An 18,449-nucleotide genomic window follows, 5' to 3' on the forward strand; every position below is an offset into this window, starting at 1 on the left:
GCGTCAGAAGGACTTCTTGGTTTCGATCAACAATTGCAGGGAATCGATGTCGTTGCGCCGGTTCAGCGGCATCGCCAGATCGATGTGCAGCACATTGCCCAGGCCGGAACGGGCGCTGCCGAGTCGCAAACCGATACCGACATCGGAGAGCCAGCCTGCGGGGGCCGCGGCATATTGATCCTGCCCCCAGGCGCGGCCGGTATCGAAGAACACGGCGCCGCCGACGTTCACCAGCTTCAGCGGTTGCCAGTTGCTGTAGAAGCGCTCTTCCAGGGTCACCAGGGCGTTGGTCTTACCCGCCTGATAGCGCAATGGGTAGCCGCGCAGACCGTTGTCGCCGCCCAGCAGGAGCTGTTTCTCCGGATCGAGATTGGAGGTGAGCGACGCAGTGACCGAGGCAAAGAACACCCGGTGCTCGGACTGGCGCAGATAAAAGCGGCTGTTGGCGTCGAGCACCGCGTCGGCGACCGAGCCGCCTTCCAATCGGCCATGCCAGCCCACGCTATTGATGAGATAACGCTCGTGACTGAGATCGGCGCCGGCGGCCAGCTCGCCGCTCAAGACCAGAGCATCGCGTGTCGAGCCGAACACGGTGCTGGCGAAGCCTGCTTCGAAGCGGGCGCTGCGGCCCAGATGAACGTCTTCGGTGCGGCCGATCTGATCCAGGTTGCGCGTGCTCAGATAATTGTCTTCGAGCATTTCGATGCCGACCCAGGGATACGCGACCGTGCGATCGTCGGGCAGCGCCACGTTGGGCTCATCCAGGCGTGTGGTGAAAGAGCGCTCGTCGTAGCGGAAGCCGCCGAGATAGCGCGTGGTCCAGCCATCGTGCAGGCCGGACGAAATGCCGCCGCCGATTTCGAACAGTCGCTCGCCCATCTCGAAACGTTCGATACGTTTGCCGAGCGAGTAACGTGAGATCGCGCTGTCGATGTCGGACGCACCGACATTGGCACTCCAGCGGGAGTCGAGTGCATAGAACGGCCGGGACAGACCCAATGCCTTTTCGGTGCCGTCGCTCATCGATGAATAAGCGGTGGAGAGCGTCCACCAGCTGCCGAACAGATGCGGATCGACGTAAGTCAGGCGCCAGGCCGTGCGATCGACGTCGCTGCTGCGCTCCATCGCGACCTGCTTTCCCAAGCCGAGAAAATTGGTGTCCTGGAATTTCAAGCGCGTGCTGTTCTCGCCGCCTTTGCGGCCGAAGGAAAAACCGGGATTCAGGGTCCAGACGTCGTGCACGCGCACCTCGACGTCGACGGTGTTGTCCTCATTGTAGCGGAGCACGGTGACGGAGGCTTCATTGAGATAGCGCTGGTCGCGGAGCAAACGTGCAGTTTCATCGAGCACGCGGCGATGAAAGGGCTCGCCGCTTTGGAATAACAACTGCTGACGCACTGTTTCGTCGTGCGTGGAAATATGCAAACCGTTGACGACGCGATAGGGCGCCGCCAGCGACGTTGTCGTTTCTTCGAACACCTCGTCGATGCGAATTTCGATGCGGCCGATGGTGGCGCCGCGTTTCTCGAGCTCGGCGTCCGGCGGCAGGTGTGCTTGATCGAATGCGAGTCGGCCGGGAAGCATCGCGACTTTGGTGTCGCTGGCGTGGACCAGAGGTGCGACGAACAGCGTCGACGCGGTAGTAGTGATCGCAAACGTGGTGAAGCGTCGCATCGAACCCCCATCGCCGTTTCAGGGTCGCGATGATTCGCGACCTCGCTGAAGCGCTCAGTGGGTTTGACGCGTGGGCGTGGTTGAATCAATCGGCGCGAGCTCGATGCCGATCTCGTCCGACTTTGTTTGATAACGACGCAGCTGGGTCGTTGCGAGCACCGTGGTCAATGCCACATCTGCATCGAGACCCGCGATGGAACCGCGCAGTTTCACTGCTTCGGCGGCCGCTGCGGCTTGCGGTGTGGAATAAACGAGATGACGGCCCGTCTCGCGAGCGATCCATTGCAGGAACAGCGCCAGCGACTGATTGTCGATGTCGAAATCAGGCGCGGCTTGCTGTGCCCAATCCCAGTGAGGATCGGTGGCGGCGAGCGCGCCGCGAGTCAGTTCGCCGGCAGTCGTCAGTCGCAATACTTGTCCCGCTTCGCCGGTGTTCGAACTGTTCGAGCTGGTCACGCGCACGCGACCTTCGCGGACGCTGACCACCATCGCATCGGAGTGAGCGCGCACTTCGTACTGAGTGCCGAGGTGCTGGACCGATCCGGCTGTCGTGTCGACCGTCAGAGCGTTGGCAGCGCTGAGTCCCGGCGGCGAGTCGATGTAGATGGCGCCCGAGGCCAACGTGACGCGATCGGTCGCGTCGATGGTGAGCTTGGTATCGTGATCGAGTCGTAATGACAGGCCGTCCGTGAAAGCGACAGCGGCACGCGACTGCCCGTCGGTTTGCATGCTGTCGCCAACGTGAATGAGCTGTCCGACGTTACGAGCCTGGGCACCGCTGTCGCCGTCACTCGCCAACAGATGACCGTCGATGTTCACGATGCTGGCCACCTGCTCGGGCGCCGGCGTCAGGTATCGATAACTGAAAGTGGCGACCAATACAGCGAGCACCACGCCGGCCGCCACCCGCCAGGCAACGACGCGTTGCTGATGCTTCCTCTGTTGCACGATGGTGAGCCACTCGGCGTGCACGGCCGACATGACTTCACTGGCCGCGGCGGCGGATGGCTCGTCGCGCGCGCCAACCTCTCGAAGCAACGCTTCGATGCTGGCGTCGTTAGACTCGGGTTCGTCGGGTACCGTCGTCATGGCGCTACTTTCTCATACCGGCGAGCACGTCGCTCGCAGTCGACCCAAAGACAGTTTCCAAAGCCTCGCGAAATGCCGTGCGGGCGCGGGCCAGCAGCGATTGCGCCGCTATGTGTCCGACGCCGAGCAGCTCGCCGATCTCCTCGACGCTGCGTCCCTCGATATATTTCCATTCCAGCACATCGCCATAACGCGATGGCAGCCGATCCAGGACGGATTGCACCAGCCGGCGGGTCTCGGCGGTGCCATAGCCCTGCATGGGCTCGTCCGAGGCGGGCGCGGCGATGGATTCCAACGCCTCGCGCAGACCCGGAGTGTCGTCGATCAGCACTACGTTCTGATGATGCCGCTTGTGAGCGCGCAGATGGTCCGCAATCTGGCGCCGACAGATCTGGCACAACCAGCTGAACAGGGCCGCCTCGCCGCGGAAACCGGCCAGACCGCGCATTGCTTTGACCAGCGTTGCTTGCACCACTTCTTTACAGGCCTCGGCGTCGTTGCCCAGCCTGGGCAGGGCAAACCGGTAGACACGCGGAAAATAAGTTTCGAAAAAGCGCCGAAAAGCGGCCTCATCCCCGCGCAACATGGCGGCGATCAGAGCGTTATCGGTGCTTTGTTCTGAGCTCACTTGATAGGTAAGACGGGCAAGGGCGCCAAATCAATCGCCGCTACTCGGCGCCGCCACCACGGCGACAGCCGGCGATCAGGTCCAGGCGCCGATCATAGGCCTGGTTGCGCATTTCGGCTGCCCCCAGCACCGTGTGATAGAAAAAATCGTGGCTGATCGGCAACTTGGCTTCGGTGCCCAGGCAGTCCGGCTGCAGCTGGGTGCGTCGGACATAACCCTCCGAGGTCCACATCAGCATGGGCACTTCCTTCTGCGCGGCCGGCGCGAAGGCGTACGGCATGCCGTGTAAGTAAATGCCATTCTCACCCAGCGACTCGCCATGGTCGGAGACATAAATCAGCAGGCTGTCGATCCGCGAGCTGGCCTCACGCAGCATTCTTATCTGGCTGGCGAGCACATGGTCCGTGTACGCGATCGTGTTGTCGTACGCGTTGGTGATTTCCTGCTGAGTGCAGTGCTGGAGCTGATTGGAGTGGCACGCCGGCCGGAAGCGCTCGAACTCCGGCGGATAGCGCTCCGAGTAGTACGGGCCGTGGCTGCCCTTCTGATGAAATACGATCACCGTATCGCGCTCGATCTTGCGCAGGGTCTGCGGCAGATCGTCGAGCATCACGGCGTCGAAACAGTTCGAATCGGTGCAGTACCGCCGGTCCGGGTGCTGGTTGTAGTCGACGCTGGTCACGCGGCCGCAGACGCCTTTGCAACCGGAGTTGTTGTCGCGCCATTGCACGTCGAAGCCAGCCTGAACCAGCGAGTCGAGCAGGTTCTTGTAGCGACCCGCCTCATCGACTTTGAACTCGGTGCGCGGCAGATGTGAGAACAGACACGGCACCGAGATGGCCGTCGAGGTGCCGCACGACGCCGTGTTCGAGAAATAAGTGACGCCGGAGATCTGCTTCAGCTCGGGATTGGTCTCGCGAGCGTAGCCGCCCAATTGGAAGTTCGCGGCCCGCGCGGTCTCGCCAACCACCAGGAACAACACCAGCGGCTTGCTCGAAGTCGCCGTCGTGCGCTCGATCTTGCCGGCGGGATCGATCAGCGGCACGTCGGCGCGCGACTTGCGACTGTCGGAGAGCAGGCCGGTCATGCTGACGAGCTGGGCTATCGGATTGAGCGTATAGCGAATCGGCTTGTGCTCGCGAAAGTATGTCGCATAGTCGGCCGAGTTGGCGAACACGCCCGCGAAAGCCACGCCGAGCCCGGCGACGATGGCGATGGCGCGTCGCCGAAGTTGCGAGCGCCAGTTCGTTGCCGGCAATCGAACCCGCCACACCAGCAACGCGGGCAGTACTCCCAGCAGCGTGACATGCAGAGCCAGATCGCCGTTCATCAACGCGCCGGCCTCGGCGCGGTCGGTCTGGATCACGTTGCGCATCATCTCCTGATTCATGATGGCGCCGTACTCGCTCATGAAGTACGCGCCGAGCGCGGCGGCGATGAACATCAGGCTGGCGGCCGCCCGCATCACCCGGCGAGTCGGCGCCAACAGCAGCAACAGCGCCAGCACCACCCATGCGAGAACGCCGAGCGACGCCATGAACAGTGCCGAACCCACGCTTGGGTGCCACATGGCCTGAGCCGACAGTTCCCAGAAGCGGACGTTGTACAGGACCAGCCAGATGAAGGAGACGCCGAACGCGAAGGCGACATCCGAGGCGCAGGGAATTCCGCCGGCCCAGCGTTCGCGTAGACGGATCGACAAGGGCAGTGACGGGGCCGCAACGGGTTGAGTTTGCATCGCTTCGTTGGACGTTCGTCCATACGGCGATCAATCGAACAAAAAAGTCCCGAAATCGCGATTGGTTTTTCCCGCAGGGGCCGTCCAACCCGGATTTGCGGTCGGTCAGTGCATAATCAGCGCCGCAATGAGGGTAAGAACGAATGATGCAGGCGAGTTGGGTGCAAGGGTTGTTCCGTGTGGGCAGTAACAGCACACGCGACGTCCGACTCGACCTTTTCTGGCTGGTGGGGCTCGGCTTGCTGCTCATCGCGACCGGCCTCGGGCTGCGCGATCCCTGGCCCGCCGACGAGCCGCGCTTCGCGCTGATCGTTCGCGACATGGTGGCCACCGGCGACTGGCTGGTGCCGCGAGTGGGTGGCGATGTCTACGCCGACAAGCCGCCGCTGTTCTTCTGGATCATGGGGCTGTGCCTGACGGTGGTCGGTTCGTTGCGAATCGCCTTTCTGGTGCCTTCCTTGTTGAGCGGCCTGGCGTGCCTGCTGCTCATCTACGATCTCGGCCGTCGTCTCTGGAATCGCGAGACCGGGCTGGCGGCCGCGCTGGCATTGCTGCTGACGGTGCAATTTGTCTGGCAAGTACGCCAGGCGCAGATCGATGCGACGTTGCTGTTTTGGGTGGTGCTCGGTCTGTATGGCCTGGTGCGCCACTTGCTACTCGGGCCCTCGTGGGGCTGGTACGCGGTGGGTTGGGCGGCCGCCGGATTCGGTGTGATCACCAAAGGCGTCGGCTTCCTGCCGTTGTTGATCCTGATTCCTTTTGCGGTGATGCGCGGCCCGCGTTGGTCGCCGCGCATGCAAGGCTCGAGCGTCGCGTTGTGGTTCATCGGGCCAGTGGCCTTCTTGCTCGCGGTGGGGACGTGGCTGGTGCCGATGCTGCTGGCGGCCAACGCCGATCCGACCATCGCGGCCTATCGCGACGAGATCCTGTTTCATCAAACCGTCGGGCGTTACACCGACGCGTGGCATCACCGCGAGCCGTTCTGGTATTTCATCGTTCAGGTGATTCCGGGCCTGTGGTTGCCACTCACACTGTTGTTGCCGTGGCTCGCGCCTCGATGGCTCAAAGCCTGGCAGTCGGGTGACTTGCGAGTTGCATTGCTCACCGCTTGGGTCGTGCTGGTCGTGTTGTTCTTCAGTTTCAGCAGCGGCAAGCGGGGTGTTTATGTGCTACCCGCGGTGCCGGCACTCGCGCTTGCGACCGGGCCGTATCTGCTGGAACTGATTCAGCGTCGCGGCGTGCAGCGGGCGATGTTCATTCTGGCGGCGCTGCTCGCGACGGTGTGTCTGCTGGGCGCGATCTACGTGTCTCATTTGCGACCGGATAAACGTCTCGAGTTGATCGCCAGCTACGAGATCGATGTCTTCGGTCCGTTGCTATTGATCGGCGTCACCGGCGCTCTGATCTGCGCACTCACGAGGCCCGTGCGAGGAGTCCTCGCGTACACGGGAATGCTCGCCGTCGTGTTGCTCACGGTGAGCTACTGGGTCAACCCGGCGATGAACACTGCCCGCTCGGGCCAGGCATTCATCAATCGTGTCGAGCAGATGGACGATCCGAGCGCCGAGCTCGGCTTCGTCGGCTTCAAGGAGCAGTATCTGCTCAACGTGCATCGCCCCATCGTTCATTTCGGGCACGCGCGCTGGCGAGAAGCCGATCAAGAAGCAGCGGACGCAGCGCTCTGGTTGAGCGGTTCGCCGAGTCGTCAGTTGGTCGTCAGTGATTACGCGCGGAAGCTGTGCTTCGCCGACACGGCCAGTCAGTCTCTGGGCACGGCCAATCGCTCGGAATGGTTCATCGTGCGCGGCAAGCCGAGCGGGCAGTGCGTGGCCCGGGGCAAACCGGCGGCGCTATATCGCTACGCGCCGCCACCGCGGGCTGCCGACTGAATCAATTCGTCTGAATCGCCACGACGCCGCAAGCGATGCGGTCGCCGGAGTTGCCGGACGGCTGCGTCGCGTAGTCGTCGGGCTTGGCATGTATCACGATGGCCTTGCCGAGAATGTCGTTCGGCTGACCCGTCTGCAATGAAACATCGTGATTGTCGATGCTCACCTCGGCCACGCCTTGCGCATCCGACTTCACGTTCAGCATGTCACCGGCGTGATGCGGCTGAGCTTGCGGGTTGCCATGGTTCTGGCTACCTGGATTGAAGTGGGCGCCGGCACTGGTCGCGTCGGGCGCGCTGCAATCGCCTTTCTCATGAAAATGAAAACCGAACTCGCTGTCCGGTGGCAGGCCCTGAACCATGCCCGAAATTTTTACGCCCGTGCCGGCGGCTGTAATTTTCAAAGCACCGTTGGCTGTGTTGCCTTTAGTGGGTGAGAGCTTCACGGCCGCGCCAGCGGTGGCCTCGGCGGTCGCTGTGGTGTCGGGCTCGGTAGTTGTTGCAACTGAAGGTCCGTCACCCGCCGGTGGTGGCGCGGCGGACGTTGGAGCAGCGTGCTCTTTTTGACCACAGGCGGCGAGCAATAGAGCGGCTGCGATCAGGCTGGCAGTTTTCATCGGAGCACCTCGCGTGAACGAACCGAGGTTAATCCGTGACGCATTGATTGCGTTCCGCGCGAACGGCGAGATGAAATTACATTTTGTTTTGTTTCTTCTGAAAATCATGGGGTGTCACGGCTGCGTCACTCCAGGATGTGGCCAATAATCCGCGCCGGCAATGTATTCGTCGACACCGGCGGCTCACGCGACCGTACGCTCGAGCTGAACGCCACTTATTAAGAAGTCGACCGTCGCGGGGCGGCCAGCTCAGCGTGCTGGCCAAGCAATCCGCGACCTGGGCTCGGATCGACGTGCGCGGCGCCGACGGCAAGCGGGCTCGGCCCGGCATCTACCTGAACTGAGCTTCGGCTTTCGCGTAGTCGCGTCGGCTATGCGATTGATTCCCTGACGATCGTCGCTCGACTTTACGGTCGGGTGCAGGAACGATTCGTGTCCATGCGACGTTGCCATTTTCAGGAGACGCTGACGCAAATCGAAACGAAGATGTTGATATTGGTCGTTGAGGATGAGCCCATTTGCGCGCTGAGCACGGTTGCCGAGCTGGAGCATGCGGGACACAAGACATTGGGACCGGCAGCCACCCTCGAAGAAGGGTTGGAGCTGGCACGTACCGGTCATCCGGCCCTCGCTCTCATCGATATCGATCTGATGCACGCCGGCGACGGCGTCGAGCTGGCGAAGCGATTGCGGGACCTGCATGTCGCCGCTGTATTCGTCAGCGCTCAGCATCCGTCCGCGTTCCAGAATCAGCATCTGGCGGTGGGCTTTATCGGTAAGCCCTACAACCCCGCCGACCTGCCGCTGAGTATCGAGATCATCGCGGCGATTCTGGAAGGGAAGCCAGCGCCCGAGGCGTCGATACCGCGAGCGCTGCAGTTGTTTCATTAGCGGACTAGTCGCCTGAAGTCTGCGACACCTTCGCTGGCGGAGCAGCAGGCGCGTCGCTCTCGTTCACGTAGCGATAGCGAATCACACCGTAGAGCATTTCGTCCCAAGTCTGCTGACCCCACGGCACTTCCCGATTGGGATCGGGGTTGGCTTTGTTCTGCGCCGAGTTGTCCCAGGTCGTGTGATGCGTGACCTTGGTCCCCGCGGGCAGCAGCTTCGGAGTCTTGAGTTCGTAAGTGGTCTGCCAGTTGAAGTCGTAGTTCGGCACTGACAGCAACGTTTCAGTGCGCCCATCCGGATAGGTGGCGATGAAGTCCGACGCCTTGCCGCGGAAGTGCGAGTGAGGTAGCAAGTTGTAGACGATCACATCGTGGTCGAACGTCTTGGATGCCGACTCGGTGTGCTCCTTGGTGTTCGCCGGAATCTTCAGGCGCGGGTTGAGCAGAACGGCGCTGCGCATCTGATACTGAGGCGCGTCTTTCCGGAAATACAAACCCATGCGACTCACGTCGCGAGCGGGTTTGCCGCTCACCGTGTAGTGCATCTGGAAGAAGAACTTCGCCTCCTTCTTGATCAGCACGCCCGTTTCCGCGGGCAACACCATTGGACCCGCGCCCGGCACGTAACCGCCGAGACTGCCGCCATCGCGCACGCTCTCCGCGTTCGCGCCCATGGTCGCGATGATGTGATGGAGCACGGTGCGATCGCCGGGCCGGAAGTCGACGGCGCGGACCCACACGTCGCGACCGAGCGGATTGTCGGCACTCGGCATTTGATACGGAATCACGCCGGTCGCCGGCACGTCGAACGCGGGAATCTCGACGATCAGGTCCGGCTCGCCGAGCGCCCACTCCGGCCATTGTTTCTTCAGGTCCTTGAGCGGATCGCTGCCCGTACCGCGCGGCGAGCCTGCTTCGATCCAGTGCACGAGGTTCTTGATCTCCTCCTTGCTCAGCGACCGATCGTTGGAGAACACGTTGTAGTGCGGATCGGCGTGCCATGGCGGCATGCGCTCGGTGCGCACCACCTCGCGAATCATCGGGCTGAAGCCTTTGATCATGTCGTAGCTGGTCATCTGCCACGGACCGATGCCGCCCTGGCGATGGCAGGTGACGCAGTTGTCGATGAGCATGGGCGCGATGGTCTTCTCATAAGAGATGGTCGCGTGCGCGTGCTTGCGATCGGCTTCGGGGAATTTCAGATCGCAGCCCTTGCCCTTGCTGGCATCGACCTGCGCGGTCTTTACCGGCCTGGCGTTGAGCACCGCGTCGAGCGCGTTGGCCGCGTAGGGTGTGCCGCCAGCGGACACCGGCCCACGATACGCAACCTTCCAGCCTTTGGTGTTGATGACCAGCAATTCGCCGTTGCGTTTCAGGCCCAGCGATTCGCCGATGATTTGAGTCTCATCGAGCAGGATGGGCAGGTCGATGCCTTGCGCCCTGGCTTCTTTCACGATGGCGTCGCGCGTGTCGGCGAGGTTGGAGTTGATCATCAACAGCTCGACGCCCTGCGCGCGATATTTATCTCGCAGCGCCTGCATCTCCGGCAATGACTTGCGAACGACCTCGCAGCCATTGCCCTGAGCCATCAGCACGACGGCCTTCATGTCGGAGAGGTAGTAGAGCTGGCGCGACGCGCCGGTGTGATCGAGCAGGCGAAAGTTGTCGACCGTGTCGCCGGAGTTGAGGGCCAGCGCCGGGCCGATCGCGCCTGACAGCGCCAGGGCAGTCACGATACCGGGCAGCTTGGATCCTTGCTTCATGCGCATTGCCTCAACTCGTGCCATTGAACTCGCCCGTGACTGTATGTCCGTGCCCCCGCGCCGGCGGGGACGGAATATGCAGTCTGCGTCCGCGGCCGCGAGAGTGTCCATCCGCGCGCGGGTCAAATGTCACTAATGAATGTCAAGAATCCTTGCGCTTCTGTAACGGCGCCTTTCATGCCGTCAGGCGGAACTATTCCCGGGGCGCCGCCAGTGATTCACGTTTGATGGCCGAGCCGCGCAGGATGACGCGGTCGATGCTGGTCCAGGCGCGCATCGTTTCCAGCGGATTCGCGGTCAGGAGCAACAGGTTCGCCACCTTGCCCGCTTCGACGGTGCCGTAATCCTTGTCGAGGCCGAATTGCCTGGCGTTGTTGATCGTGCCGGCGCGGAAGATCGCGGGTAACGGAACGCCGGACTGCGCCATCATGCGCATCTCACGATACGTGTCATAGCCCGGCTGCGCACCGAATGTCGGTGCGGACGGTGTGTCGCTCCCGAGCAGCAGCGGGTGGCCGAGGTCGCTGAGATATTTGGTGGCGCGCATGCCGTACGAGCTGATGACCATGTAGGTGTGCATGGCTTTCAGATCCGGCACGCCGCCCATGCCTTTGCGCATTTCTTCCTTGAACCATTGGCCCGCGGGCGTCGAGTACCACGCCAGCAATGCGGGCGGCACGACCTTTGCGTAGGCGGGGTCTTTCAACGTGTCTTCGCGAAACAAGTCCGCCAGGCCTGCGATCACTCGCAACGTCGGTTGATAGCCGATTTTCTTTGCGTGAATCTCGCGCAGATGCGCGGCGATGACCGGCGGCACGCCTTGATCGGTGGAATATTCATTCCAGTTCCACAAGCCATGCGCGAGCACATCGACTTGCGCCTCGACGGCGATGCGCTGCATGTCGATGGCATTGGCATGCGCGATCAGCAGCAAGCCGCGCTTGCGAGTCTCGGCGCGCACCCGCTGCAACGTTTCTTTGCTCATGATGGGCCAGTCGCTCGCGGGGCCGAAGCCGTCCTCGATGAAGATCTTGATACAGCGAACGTCGCTCGTCGCGAGCTTGCCGATGATGGCTTCGGGCGTGTGTTGAGCCGGGTCCGCTCCGGCCGGCAGCGGATGTTTCGCGGCGTTCGCGGGCTCGTAGATATAGTCCGGCATCGCCTTGTATCGAACGGCCTTGTCCTCGATGAACGCTGTCGGATAACCGTCGAGCACGACCGCCGCGCCACAACGATACAAATCGGGATGCTGAGGCTGCACCTCGAACGCCGCGGCGGCTTCGGACGAGCTGAGCAGGTTCAGTACTTGAGTAACGCCGTAATAGAGATAGCTGCGAGGTTGCTGGCGCGTGTAGGCATCACGTATCGCGCTCAGCGCAGGGTCGGCGTCGGTGAGGAGAGGAAAGCCGGGCACCTCGCCGACATGAACATGCGAGTCCATCAGGCCGGGCGTGAGAAACTTGCCCTTTCCGTCGATACGAGTGGCGCCCGTGGCGGCGCTGACCGGCTTCGGGCTGACGGACACGATCCGTCCATCTCGGATCAGGACGTTCTGCTTGAGCTGAGGCGCGGCGAGCTGGGGCGAAACGACCGTGACCTGCTCGATCACCAGCTCGGCGGCTCGGGCCGGGGCGACCATCGCGCTCAGGAGCCCGAATGCCAGGCAGATCATCCCGGCGACCTGCTGATTTCCTTTCACGATGACTGACTCCTGAGGGAGGTGCCGGGCGAGCGGAATGCGCTGAACCCACACGCAGAGCGAGACGCCCGGTGAACCGCCCGGTGGCCCGATTCTGCGCGATCGAGCTGCCAAAGGCAGCGGCCGGAGCCGGGTTACGCGGTCGACCCGGCCATTTAAGGGGATTTTGCGGCTTGTTTGTGGCGCCAATTGATGACATTTTGTCTGAGTATTAGAATGCATTTCCCCAGTCGCCGGCCAGGGTTTTCGTGACACAAGAACAGTTAGTTTCGTTGGGCCGCAACGCCGCGGCAGGCAAGGTCCCCACTGCGTCCGGTCGAGACCGGCGTAAGGGTGTCGGAACGGCTCGATGGCTGATGGGAGTGCTCGTGATCAATAGTTTGGGTGTGTCGGTGGCGGGGGCGGTGGAAGCCCGCCGGGGTGAGTTCGGAACGCTGGCCGATGGCCGGAAAGTCGAGTCGGTCGAGCTGGCCAATGCCAAGGGCATGTCGGTGCGCATCCTGGCGCTCGGCGGGGTCGTTCAGCAGTTGCAGGTGCCGGACCGGCACGGCAAGTCGGCCGACGTGGTGCTCGGCTACGCCACTGCTCAACAGTATCTGGATCAGCCGCAGTACTTTGGCGCGACGGTGGGTCGTTATGCCAACCGCATCGCCGCCGGCAAGTTCCTGCTGGACGGCAGGCAGTATTGGCTCGAAACCAATGACGGCCCGAATCACTTGCACGGCGGTAAGCGCGGCTTCGACAAAGTCCTGTGGAAGATCGAGTCCGTCAGCCCCGGTTCGCCCGCCCGCGCGGTGCTCACTTATATGAGTGCCGATGGCGAAGGCGGCTACCCCGGCAACATGCAGGTCACCGCGACCTACACGCTCAACGACAAGAACGAGCTGGGCATCGAGTACCGCGCGACGACGGACAAGCCGACCATCGTCAACATCACCAATCACAGCTATTTCAATCTGGCGGGCGAGGCGACGCCGACCGATGTCTTCGAGCATCGCCTGACGTTGTTCGCGAGCAAGTACACGCCGGTGAACGACACGTTGATTCCCACCGGCGAGCGTCGCGCCGTGGCCGGCACGGTGTTCGATTTCACTCAGCCTCACACGATCGGCGAGCGCATTCGCGACGGGCGTGACGAGCAACTGCGCATCGGCCGGGGCTACGACCACAACTACATCGTCGATGGCGAAGCTGGCCATTTGCGCCCGGCGGCGCAGGTCGAAGAACCGCACTCGGGTCGCGTGCTGGAGTTGCTCGCGAGCGCGCCGGGCGTGCAGTTCTATTCCGGCAATTTCCTGGACGCCACCAGTACCGGCAAGAGCAAGCGCGTGTACCGGCAGGGCGACGGTTTCTGTCTGGAGCCGCAAATCTTTCCAGACTCGCCCAACCGCAGCGACTTTCCCAACGCGCGTCTGAATCCCGGACAGACGTACGTGAACACCATGGTGCTGCGGTTCTCCGTCGCTCCCTAAGCTTTCGAACCAGACGCTTCAACAATGAGCTCATCCAATTCCACTCCGTCCGCTTCGCGTCGTCTGCGCTCGCGTGCCTGGTTCGACGATCCCGCCAACGCGGACATGACCGCGCTGTATCTGGAGCGGTACATGAACTTCGGCCTGTCCCTGGCCGAGCTGCAGTCCGGCAAGCCCATCATCGGCATCGCGCAGACCGGCAGCGATCTGTCGCCGTGCAATCGTCATCACCTCGTGCTGGCGGAGCGCGTGCGTGAAGGCATTCGTGAGGCCGGCGGCATCGTGCTGGAATTTCCGGTGCATCCGATTCAGGAAACCGGCAAGCGCCCGACCGCGGGCCTGGATCGCAATCTGGCGTATCTCGGCCTGGTCGAAGTGCTGTTCGGCTACCCGCTCGATGGGGTGGTGCTCACGGTTGGCTGTGACAAAACGACGCCGGCCTGTCTGATGGCGGCCGCGACGGTGAACATGCCGGCGATTGCGCTGTCGGTCGGGCCGATGCTCAACGGTTGGTATAAAGGGGTGCGCACGGGATCGGGCACCATCGTGTGGCGCGCTCGTGAATTGCTGGCGGCCGGCGAGATCGACTATCAGGGCTTCATCAAACTGGTGGCGTCGTCGGCGCCGTCGACCGGGTACTGCAACACCATGGGCACGGCGACGACGATGAACAGCCTCACTGAAGCGCTTGGCATGTCGCTGCCCGGCTCAGCCGCGATTCCCGCGCCGCTGCGTGATCGCCAGGAATGCGCGTATCTCACCGGCAAGCAAATCGTCGAAATGGTGTGGGCGGACCGCAAGCCGTCGGACATCCTCACACGCGACGCTTTCATCAACGCCATCCGTGTGAACTCCGCGATCGGCGGTTCGACCAATGCGCCGATTCACTTGAATGCGCTGGCGCGGCACATCGGCGTCGAGCTGAGCATCGATGATTGGCAAAAGTACGGTTTGGACATCCCCTTACTCGTTAATCTCCAGCCAGCCGGTGAGTATCTCGGCGAGGACTACTATCGCGCCGGTGGCGTGCCGGCGGTCGTGGCGGAGTTGATGCGTCAGGGCTTGATCAATGAGAAGACGTTGACTGTGAACGGCAGTTCGCTCGGCGACAACTGCCGGGGCGCGAGCATCGTGGATACGAAGGTCATCAAACCGTTTGAAGAGCCGATGAAGACTCGCGCGGGCTTCACGGTGCTGCGTGGAAACCTGTTCGATTCGGCGATCATGAAGACGAGCGTGATCTCGGACGAGTTCCGCGCGCGCTATCTGTCGAACCCGAAAGATCCGGAAGCGTTCGAGGGCCGGGCGATCGTGTTCGATGGTCCGGAGGACTATCACGCGCGCATCGACGATCCGTCGCTGGGCATCGATGAGGACACGATGATGTTCATGCGAGGAGCTGGTCCGATCGGTTATCCGGGCGCGGCGGAAGTGGTGAACATGCGGCCGCCGGTGAACCTGATCAAAGCGGGCATTCACAACCTGCCGTGTATCGGCGATGGCCGGCAGTCGGGCACGTCGGGCTCGCCGTCGATTTTGAATGCATCGCCGGAAGCGGCGGTGGGCGGTGGCCTGGCGCTGCTGAAAACCGGCGATCGCGTGCGCATCGACTTGCGCAAGGGCGAGGCGAATATCCTGATCAGCGACGAAGAGCTGAACCAGCGCCGTCAGGCGTTGAAGGATGCGGGCGGTTACCCGATTCCCGCGAGCCAGACGCCGTGGCAGGAAATGCAGCGCGCGGATATCGGCCAGGCGGAGACGGGCGCGGTGCTCGAGTCGGCAGTGAAGTATCAGCGCCTCGTCCAGACGAAGGGCGTGCCCAGACACAATCACTGATTTTCAGTTCGTACCTGCTCCCGCGCGAGGTACCCTTGCGCGGGAGTTTTTGTTTCTGGATGAGGGAAAAGAACATGGCGGAAGCATGGCGAGTCATCGCACGCGAGGAGCGGGATGAACTGGGCGAGGGGCCGGTGTGGTCGGCCAGGCACAACGCCATCTTCTGGGTCGACATCCTTTCGCACTTTCTCTATCGCTACTCGCTTGCCGATGGCGCCGTGAAGCGCTGGACGCTGCCGGAGCGGATCGGGTGGGTGGCGGAGCGTCGCGATCGACCGGGCTTCATCGCCGGGCTGCAGAGTGGCTTTTTCGAGCTGGATCTCGAGCCGTTCGCACTTCGCCAGATCGTCGATCCGGAGCCGCACTATCCGGGCAATCGATTGAACGATGCGAAGGTGGATCGGCACGGCCGCATTTGGGCGGGGACCATGGATGCGGCGATCGTGGAGGCGACGGGGTCGCTGTATTGCTTGCGACCGGACATGAGCGTTCGTCGGGTGGACGAGGGCTACAAGGTGACGAACGGTCCGACGTTCAGCCTCGGTCAGGAGTTCATGTATCACACCGATTCGGGGCGAGGGACGGTGTATCGATTCGATCTGTCGCCGGAAGGGGAGCTCAGCAACAAGCGGGTGTGGCTGAAGTTCACTGCCGAGATGGGATCGCCGGATGGGATGACGGTGGATGCGGACGGGTTTATCTGGATCGCCCATTGGGGCGGGTCGAGGATCAGCCGTTGGTCGCCGGATGCGACGCTGGATCGGGAGATTCTGTTGCCGGCACCGCAGATTACTAGCGTTGCTTTTGCTGGGCCGTCGCTGGATAGGATGTTTGTTACTTCGGCGGCCAAGGGATTGGATCGGAGTAAGGAAACGTTTGCGGGTTCGTTGTTTGAAGTTGACGCTGGTGGAGTTCGTGGGGTGGCGCCGGGTTTGTTTGCTGGGTGAGGGTTTCTGATCGGAGGGCGCGGTGGTCTGCGTCGCAGGGGGCTGTCTACTTTGGCCGTTGCTGTCAGAGGCCTCAGTGGTCTGCGTCGCCGGGAGTGACCTACCTCGTCCCGGCACCGGGCGCCGCCCGTCGCGCAGTGCGCTCCTTAGCGCACGTCCATGGTGAGCCCCGCTGTTGCGGCCCCGTCCCTGTGCCGCAAAGCTGCCGGGACGAGGTAGGTCACTCCCGACGCCGCCGTGATGTCACAGCGCATTCGCGCGTGACTCTGCTCCGACCCTGCAACCCTCACAGTGCCTTCGCGTTTGCTCCTTGTCGCACTGTCGTTGCGGCCGCAACGCCGGTTCGACAACGATCAATCTCTATTTCGCTGTGATGGTCAGCGGTCGGAAGAGCGTCACGCGCAAAAACGCAGTTGACGCCTCGGGCGGCGCCGGGGTGGGGGATCTCCTCCCCGGCAATTGGATCCGTCCAGGGACGGCGGTCCTATAGCAGCCACAAGGATGTGCAGCAGGGCGCCCGCGACAGCGGGAGCGAAGCGTGCGCAGGCGTGTGTCGCGGTGCCGGGGAGGAGATCCCCCACCCCGGCGACGCCAGCCCACCGCCGCTCTGAATCCGACTCCGCTTCCGACTCCGCCTCTTACTCGACCGCGACAACCACCACCGATTTCGGCGGTAGCTCCACGCGCAACTCATTTCCTTTCTTTGCAGCCTTGAAGGGAGCCGGCTTCACCGCCTCCGGCTTATCGAACGTATTCCGCGCATCGAGCGTCGAGGCAGTGAGGATGCGGCCAGAGGCCGCCTTGAAATTCACGCCACTGATCTTCGCCGACACAGCAGCACCCTTGTTCGGGTCGACGTTCGTAAATGCAATCTGCAGCTTGCCCGCGGCGTCACGCGCCGCCGACACCGATACCTGCGGCAACGACCACTCGCCACGCGAATAAGTCGGCGACTGAACCTCGGCTGGCAAAGAAGTCGCGCCCTGGAACGGGATATACATTTCGAACACGTGATACGTTGGCGTGAGCGTCATCTTCTCCTTATCGGTGAGGATCATCGCCTGCAGCACATTCACCATCTGCGCGATGTTCGCCATCTTCACTCGATCCGCGTGACGATGAAAAATATCGAGCGTCAGCGACGCGACCAACGCATCACGCAGCGTGTTCTGCTGATACAGGAAACCCGGGTTGCGCCCCGCCTCCGGGTCATACCAGGTACCCCACTCATCGACGTACAGGGCGACCTTCTTATCCGGGTCGTGCTTGTCCATGATCGAAGAGTGCTTCGACACCAGCTCCTCCATGCGCACCGCATGGTTCAGCGTCGACGCCCACGCATCTTCGGTAAAGCCAATCGACGGACCCTTGTTCTCCCAGCGACCGGGGAACGTGTAATAGTGCAGCGAGTACGCATCCATGTGCTTCGCCGCCTGCGACAACATCACTTCCGTCCAGTGATAGTCAGCCACATTTGCGCCGCTGGCGATCTTCAACGGCCGGTTGTCACGCGGGCCTTTCACGAACGTCGCGAACTGTTTGTACAGGTCCGCGAAATATTCCGGCCGCATGTTGCCGCCGCAGCCCCACGTCTCGTTGCCCACGCCGAAGTACGGCAACTTCCACGGCTTCTCACGACCATTGGCACGACGCATTTCAGCGAGCGTCGATTTGGTATCGGACGTGATGTACTCAACCCACTCCGCCATTTCCTGTGGCGAACCCGAGCCCACATTGCCCGACACATAGGCGTCGGCACCAATCAGCTCGGCGAAGTCCAGAAACTCATGGGTGCCGAAAGAGTTCGGTTCTTCCACCGCGCCCCAATGCGTATTCACTTTCACCGGCCGCCGGTCGCGCGGGCCGATGCCTTCGCGCCAGTGATACTCGTCGGCGAAGCAGCCGCCGGGCCAGCGCACCACCGGCACTTTCAATTTCTTCAGCGCCGCGACCACATCGTTTCGATAACCGCGCGTGTTGGGAATCGAGGAATTCTCGCCGACCCAGATTCCCTCATAGATGCCATGGCCCAGATGCTCCGCGAACTGGCCGTAGAGATTGCGATCGATTTTGGCGCCCGGCTTGTCGGCCTGGATGGTCACCGAGACCGCGACGGATTCGGCCGCGTAAACGGAAAGAGAAGCAAATCCGAGCGTCGCCAGACCGAGCGCGGCGGTCAGGCGGAGGGCCCCCTGAAGAATCGGCATC

At 62.4% G+C, this 18,449-nt stretch carries 13 protein-coding genes; 5 read left to right on the top strand and 8 right to left on the bottom strand.

Annotated features, from left to right (window positions below; translation table 11 throughout):
• Positions 1–3: 3 nt before the first annotated feature.
• The 4 genes from EKO19_RS11025 to EKO19_RS11040 all read right to left on the bottom strand — a co-directional run bounded on the left by EKO19_RS11025 (position 4) and on the right by EKO19_RS11040 (position 5,129).
• On the bottom strand, positions 4–1,674 hold the full coding sequence (locus tag EKO19_RS11025) for a BamA/TamA family outer membrane protein (RefSeq protein WP_129776471.1): 1,671 nt from the start codon (positions 1,672–1,674) through the stop codon (positions 4–6).
• A 54-nt stretch (positions 1,675–1,728) separates the two neighbouring features.
• Entirely contained in the window at positions 1,729–2,763 is a 1,035-nt protein-coding gene (locus tag EKO19_RS11030; protein ID WP_129776472.1) for a FecR domain-containing protein, read from the bottom strand.
• A 4-nt stretch (positions 2,764–2,767) separates the two neighbouring features.
• Complete coding sequence (locus tag EKO19_RS11035) at positions 2,768–3,349, bottom strand: RNA polymerase sigma factor (protein WP_129776473.1); 582 nt, start codon at positions 3,347–3,349, stop codon at positions 2,768–2,770.
• 82 nt (positions 3,350–3,431) lie between these two features.
• The gene (locus EKO19_RS11040) at positions 3,432–5,129 is read right to left on the bottom strand and encodes a phosphoethanolamine transferase (RefSeq protein WP_129776474.1); all 1,698 of its coding nucleotides are present in this window, start codon (positions 5,127–5,129) and stop codon (positions 3,432–3,434) included.
• A 143-nt stretch (positions 5,130–5,272) separates the two neighbouring features.
• On the opposite strand from EKO19_RS11040, the gene EKO19_RS11045 reads away from it, so the two are divergent.
• Positions 5,273–7,018 (top strand): ArnT family glycosyltransferase, encoded by a 1,746-nt coding sequence (locus EKO19_RS11045; RefSeq protein WP_129776475.1) that lies wholly within the window; start codon positions 5,273–5,275, stop codon positions 7,016–7,018.
• Position 7,019: 1 nt separating this feature from the next.
• Here EKO19_RS11045 and EKO19_RS11050 read toward each other — a convergent pair whose 3' ends face one another.
• Entirely contained in the window at positions 7,020–7,634 is a 615-nt protein-coding gene (locus EKO19_RS11050; protein ID WP_129776476.1) for a superoxide dismutase family protein, read from the bottom strand.
• 438 nt (positions 7,635–8,072) lie between these two features.
• Between EKO19_RS11050 and EKO19_RS11055 the strand changes: the two genes are divergently transcribed.
• Positions 8,073–8,525, top strand: coding sequence for a response regulator (locus EKO19_RS11055; protein ID WP_129776477.1), 453 nt, complete (start codon positions 8,073–8,075; stop codon positions 8,523–8,525).
• A 4-nt stretch (positions 8,526–8,529) separates the two neighbouring features.
• On the opposite strand, the gene EKO19_RS11060 is transcribed toward EKO19_RS11055, so the two are convergent.
• Together EKO19_RS11060 and EKO19_RS11065 are read right to left on the bottom strand one after the other, a co-directional pair.
• Complete coding sequence (locus EKO19_RS11060; RefSeq protein WP_157995218.1) at positions 8,530–10,287, bottom strand: redoxin domain-containing protein; 1,758 nt, start codon at positions 10,285–10,287, stop codon at positions 8,530–8,532.
• 193 nt (positions 10,288–10,480) lie between these two features.
• Positions 10,481–11,986 carry an amidohydrolase family protein gene (locus EKO19_RS11065; RefSeq protein WP_157995219.1) on the bottom strand — a complete coding sequence of 502 codons (1,506 nt, stop codon included), beginning with the start codon at positions 11,984–11,986 and terminating at the stop codon, positions 10,481–10,483.
• A 356-nt stretch (positions 11,987–12,342) separates the two neighbouring features.
• Here EKO19_RS11065 and EKO19_RS11070 point away from each other — a divergent pair, with 356 nt between their 5' ends.
• From EKO19_RS11070 to EKO19_RS11080, 3 genes are all read left to right on the top strand, one after another.
• On the top strand, positions 12,343–13,458 hold the full coding sequence (locus tag EKO19_RS11070) for an aldose epimerase family protein (RefSeq protein WP_129776480.1): 1,116 nt from the start codon (positions 12,343–12,345) through the stop codon (positions 13,456–13,458).
• Positions 13,459–13,482: 24 nt separating this feature from the next.
• A complete protein-coding gene (locus EKO19_RS11075) occupies positions 13,483–15,294 on the top strand; it encodes an IlvD/Edd family dehydratase (RefSeq protein WP_129776481.1) in 1,812 nt (603 codons plus the stop codon).
• A gap of 74 nt (positions 15,295–15,368) precedes the next feature.
• Positions 15,369–16,241 carry an SMP-30/gluconolactonase/LRE family protein gene (locus tag EKO19_RS11080; RefSeq protein ID WP_129776482.1) on the top strand — a complete coding sequence of 291 codons (873 nt, stop codon included), beginning with the start codon at positions 15,369–15,371 and terminating at the stop codon, positions 16,239–16,241.
• Positions 16,242–16,879: 638 nt separating this feature from the next.
• Here the strand turns inward: EKO19_RS11080 and EKO19_RS11085 are convergent.
• Positions 16,880–18,448: an alpha-N-arabinofuranosidase gene (locus tag EKO19_RS11085; RefSeq protein WP_129776483.1), complete on the bottom strand. Its 1,569-nt coding sequence runs from the start codon at positions 18,446–18,448 to the stop codon at positions 16,880–16,882.
• Position 18,449 lies beyond the last annotated feature (1 nt).

This window comes from Peristeroidobacter soli, assembly GCF_004138485.1.
GTDB classification, from domain to species: Bacteria; Pseudomonadota; Gammaproteobacteria; order Steroidobacterales; family Steroidobacteraceae; genus Steroidobacter; species Steroidobacter soli.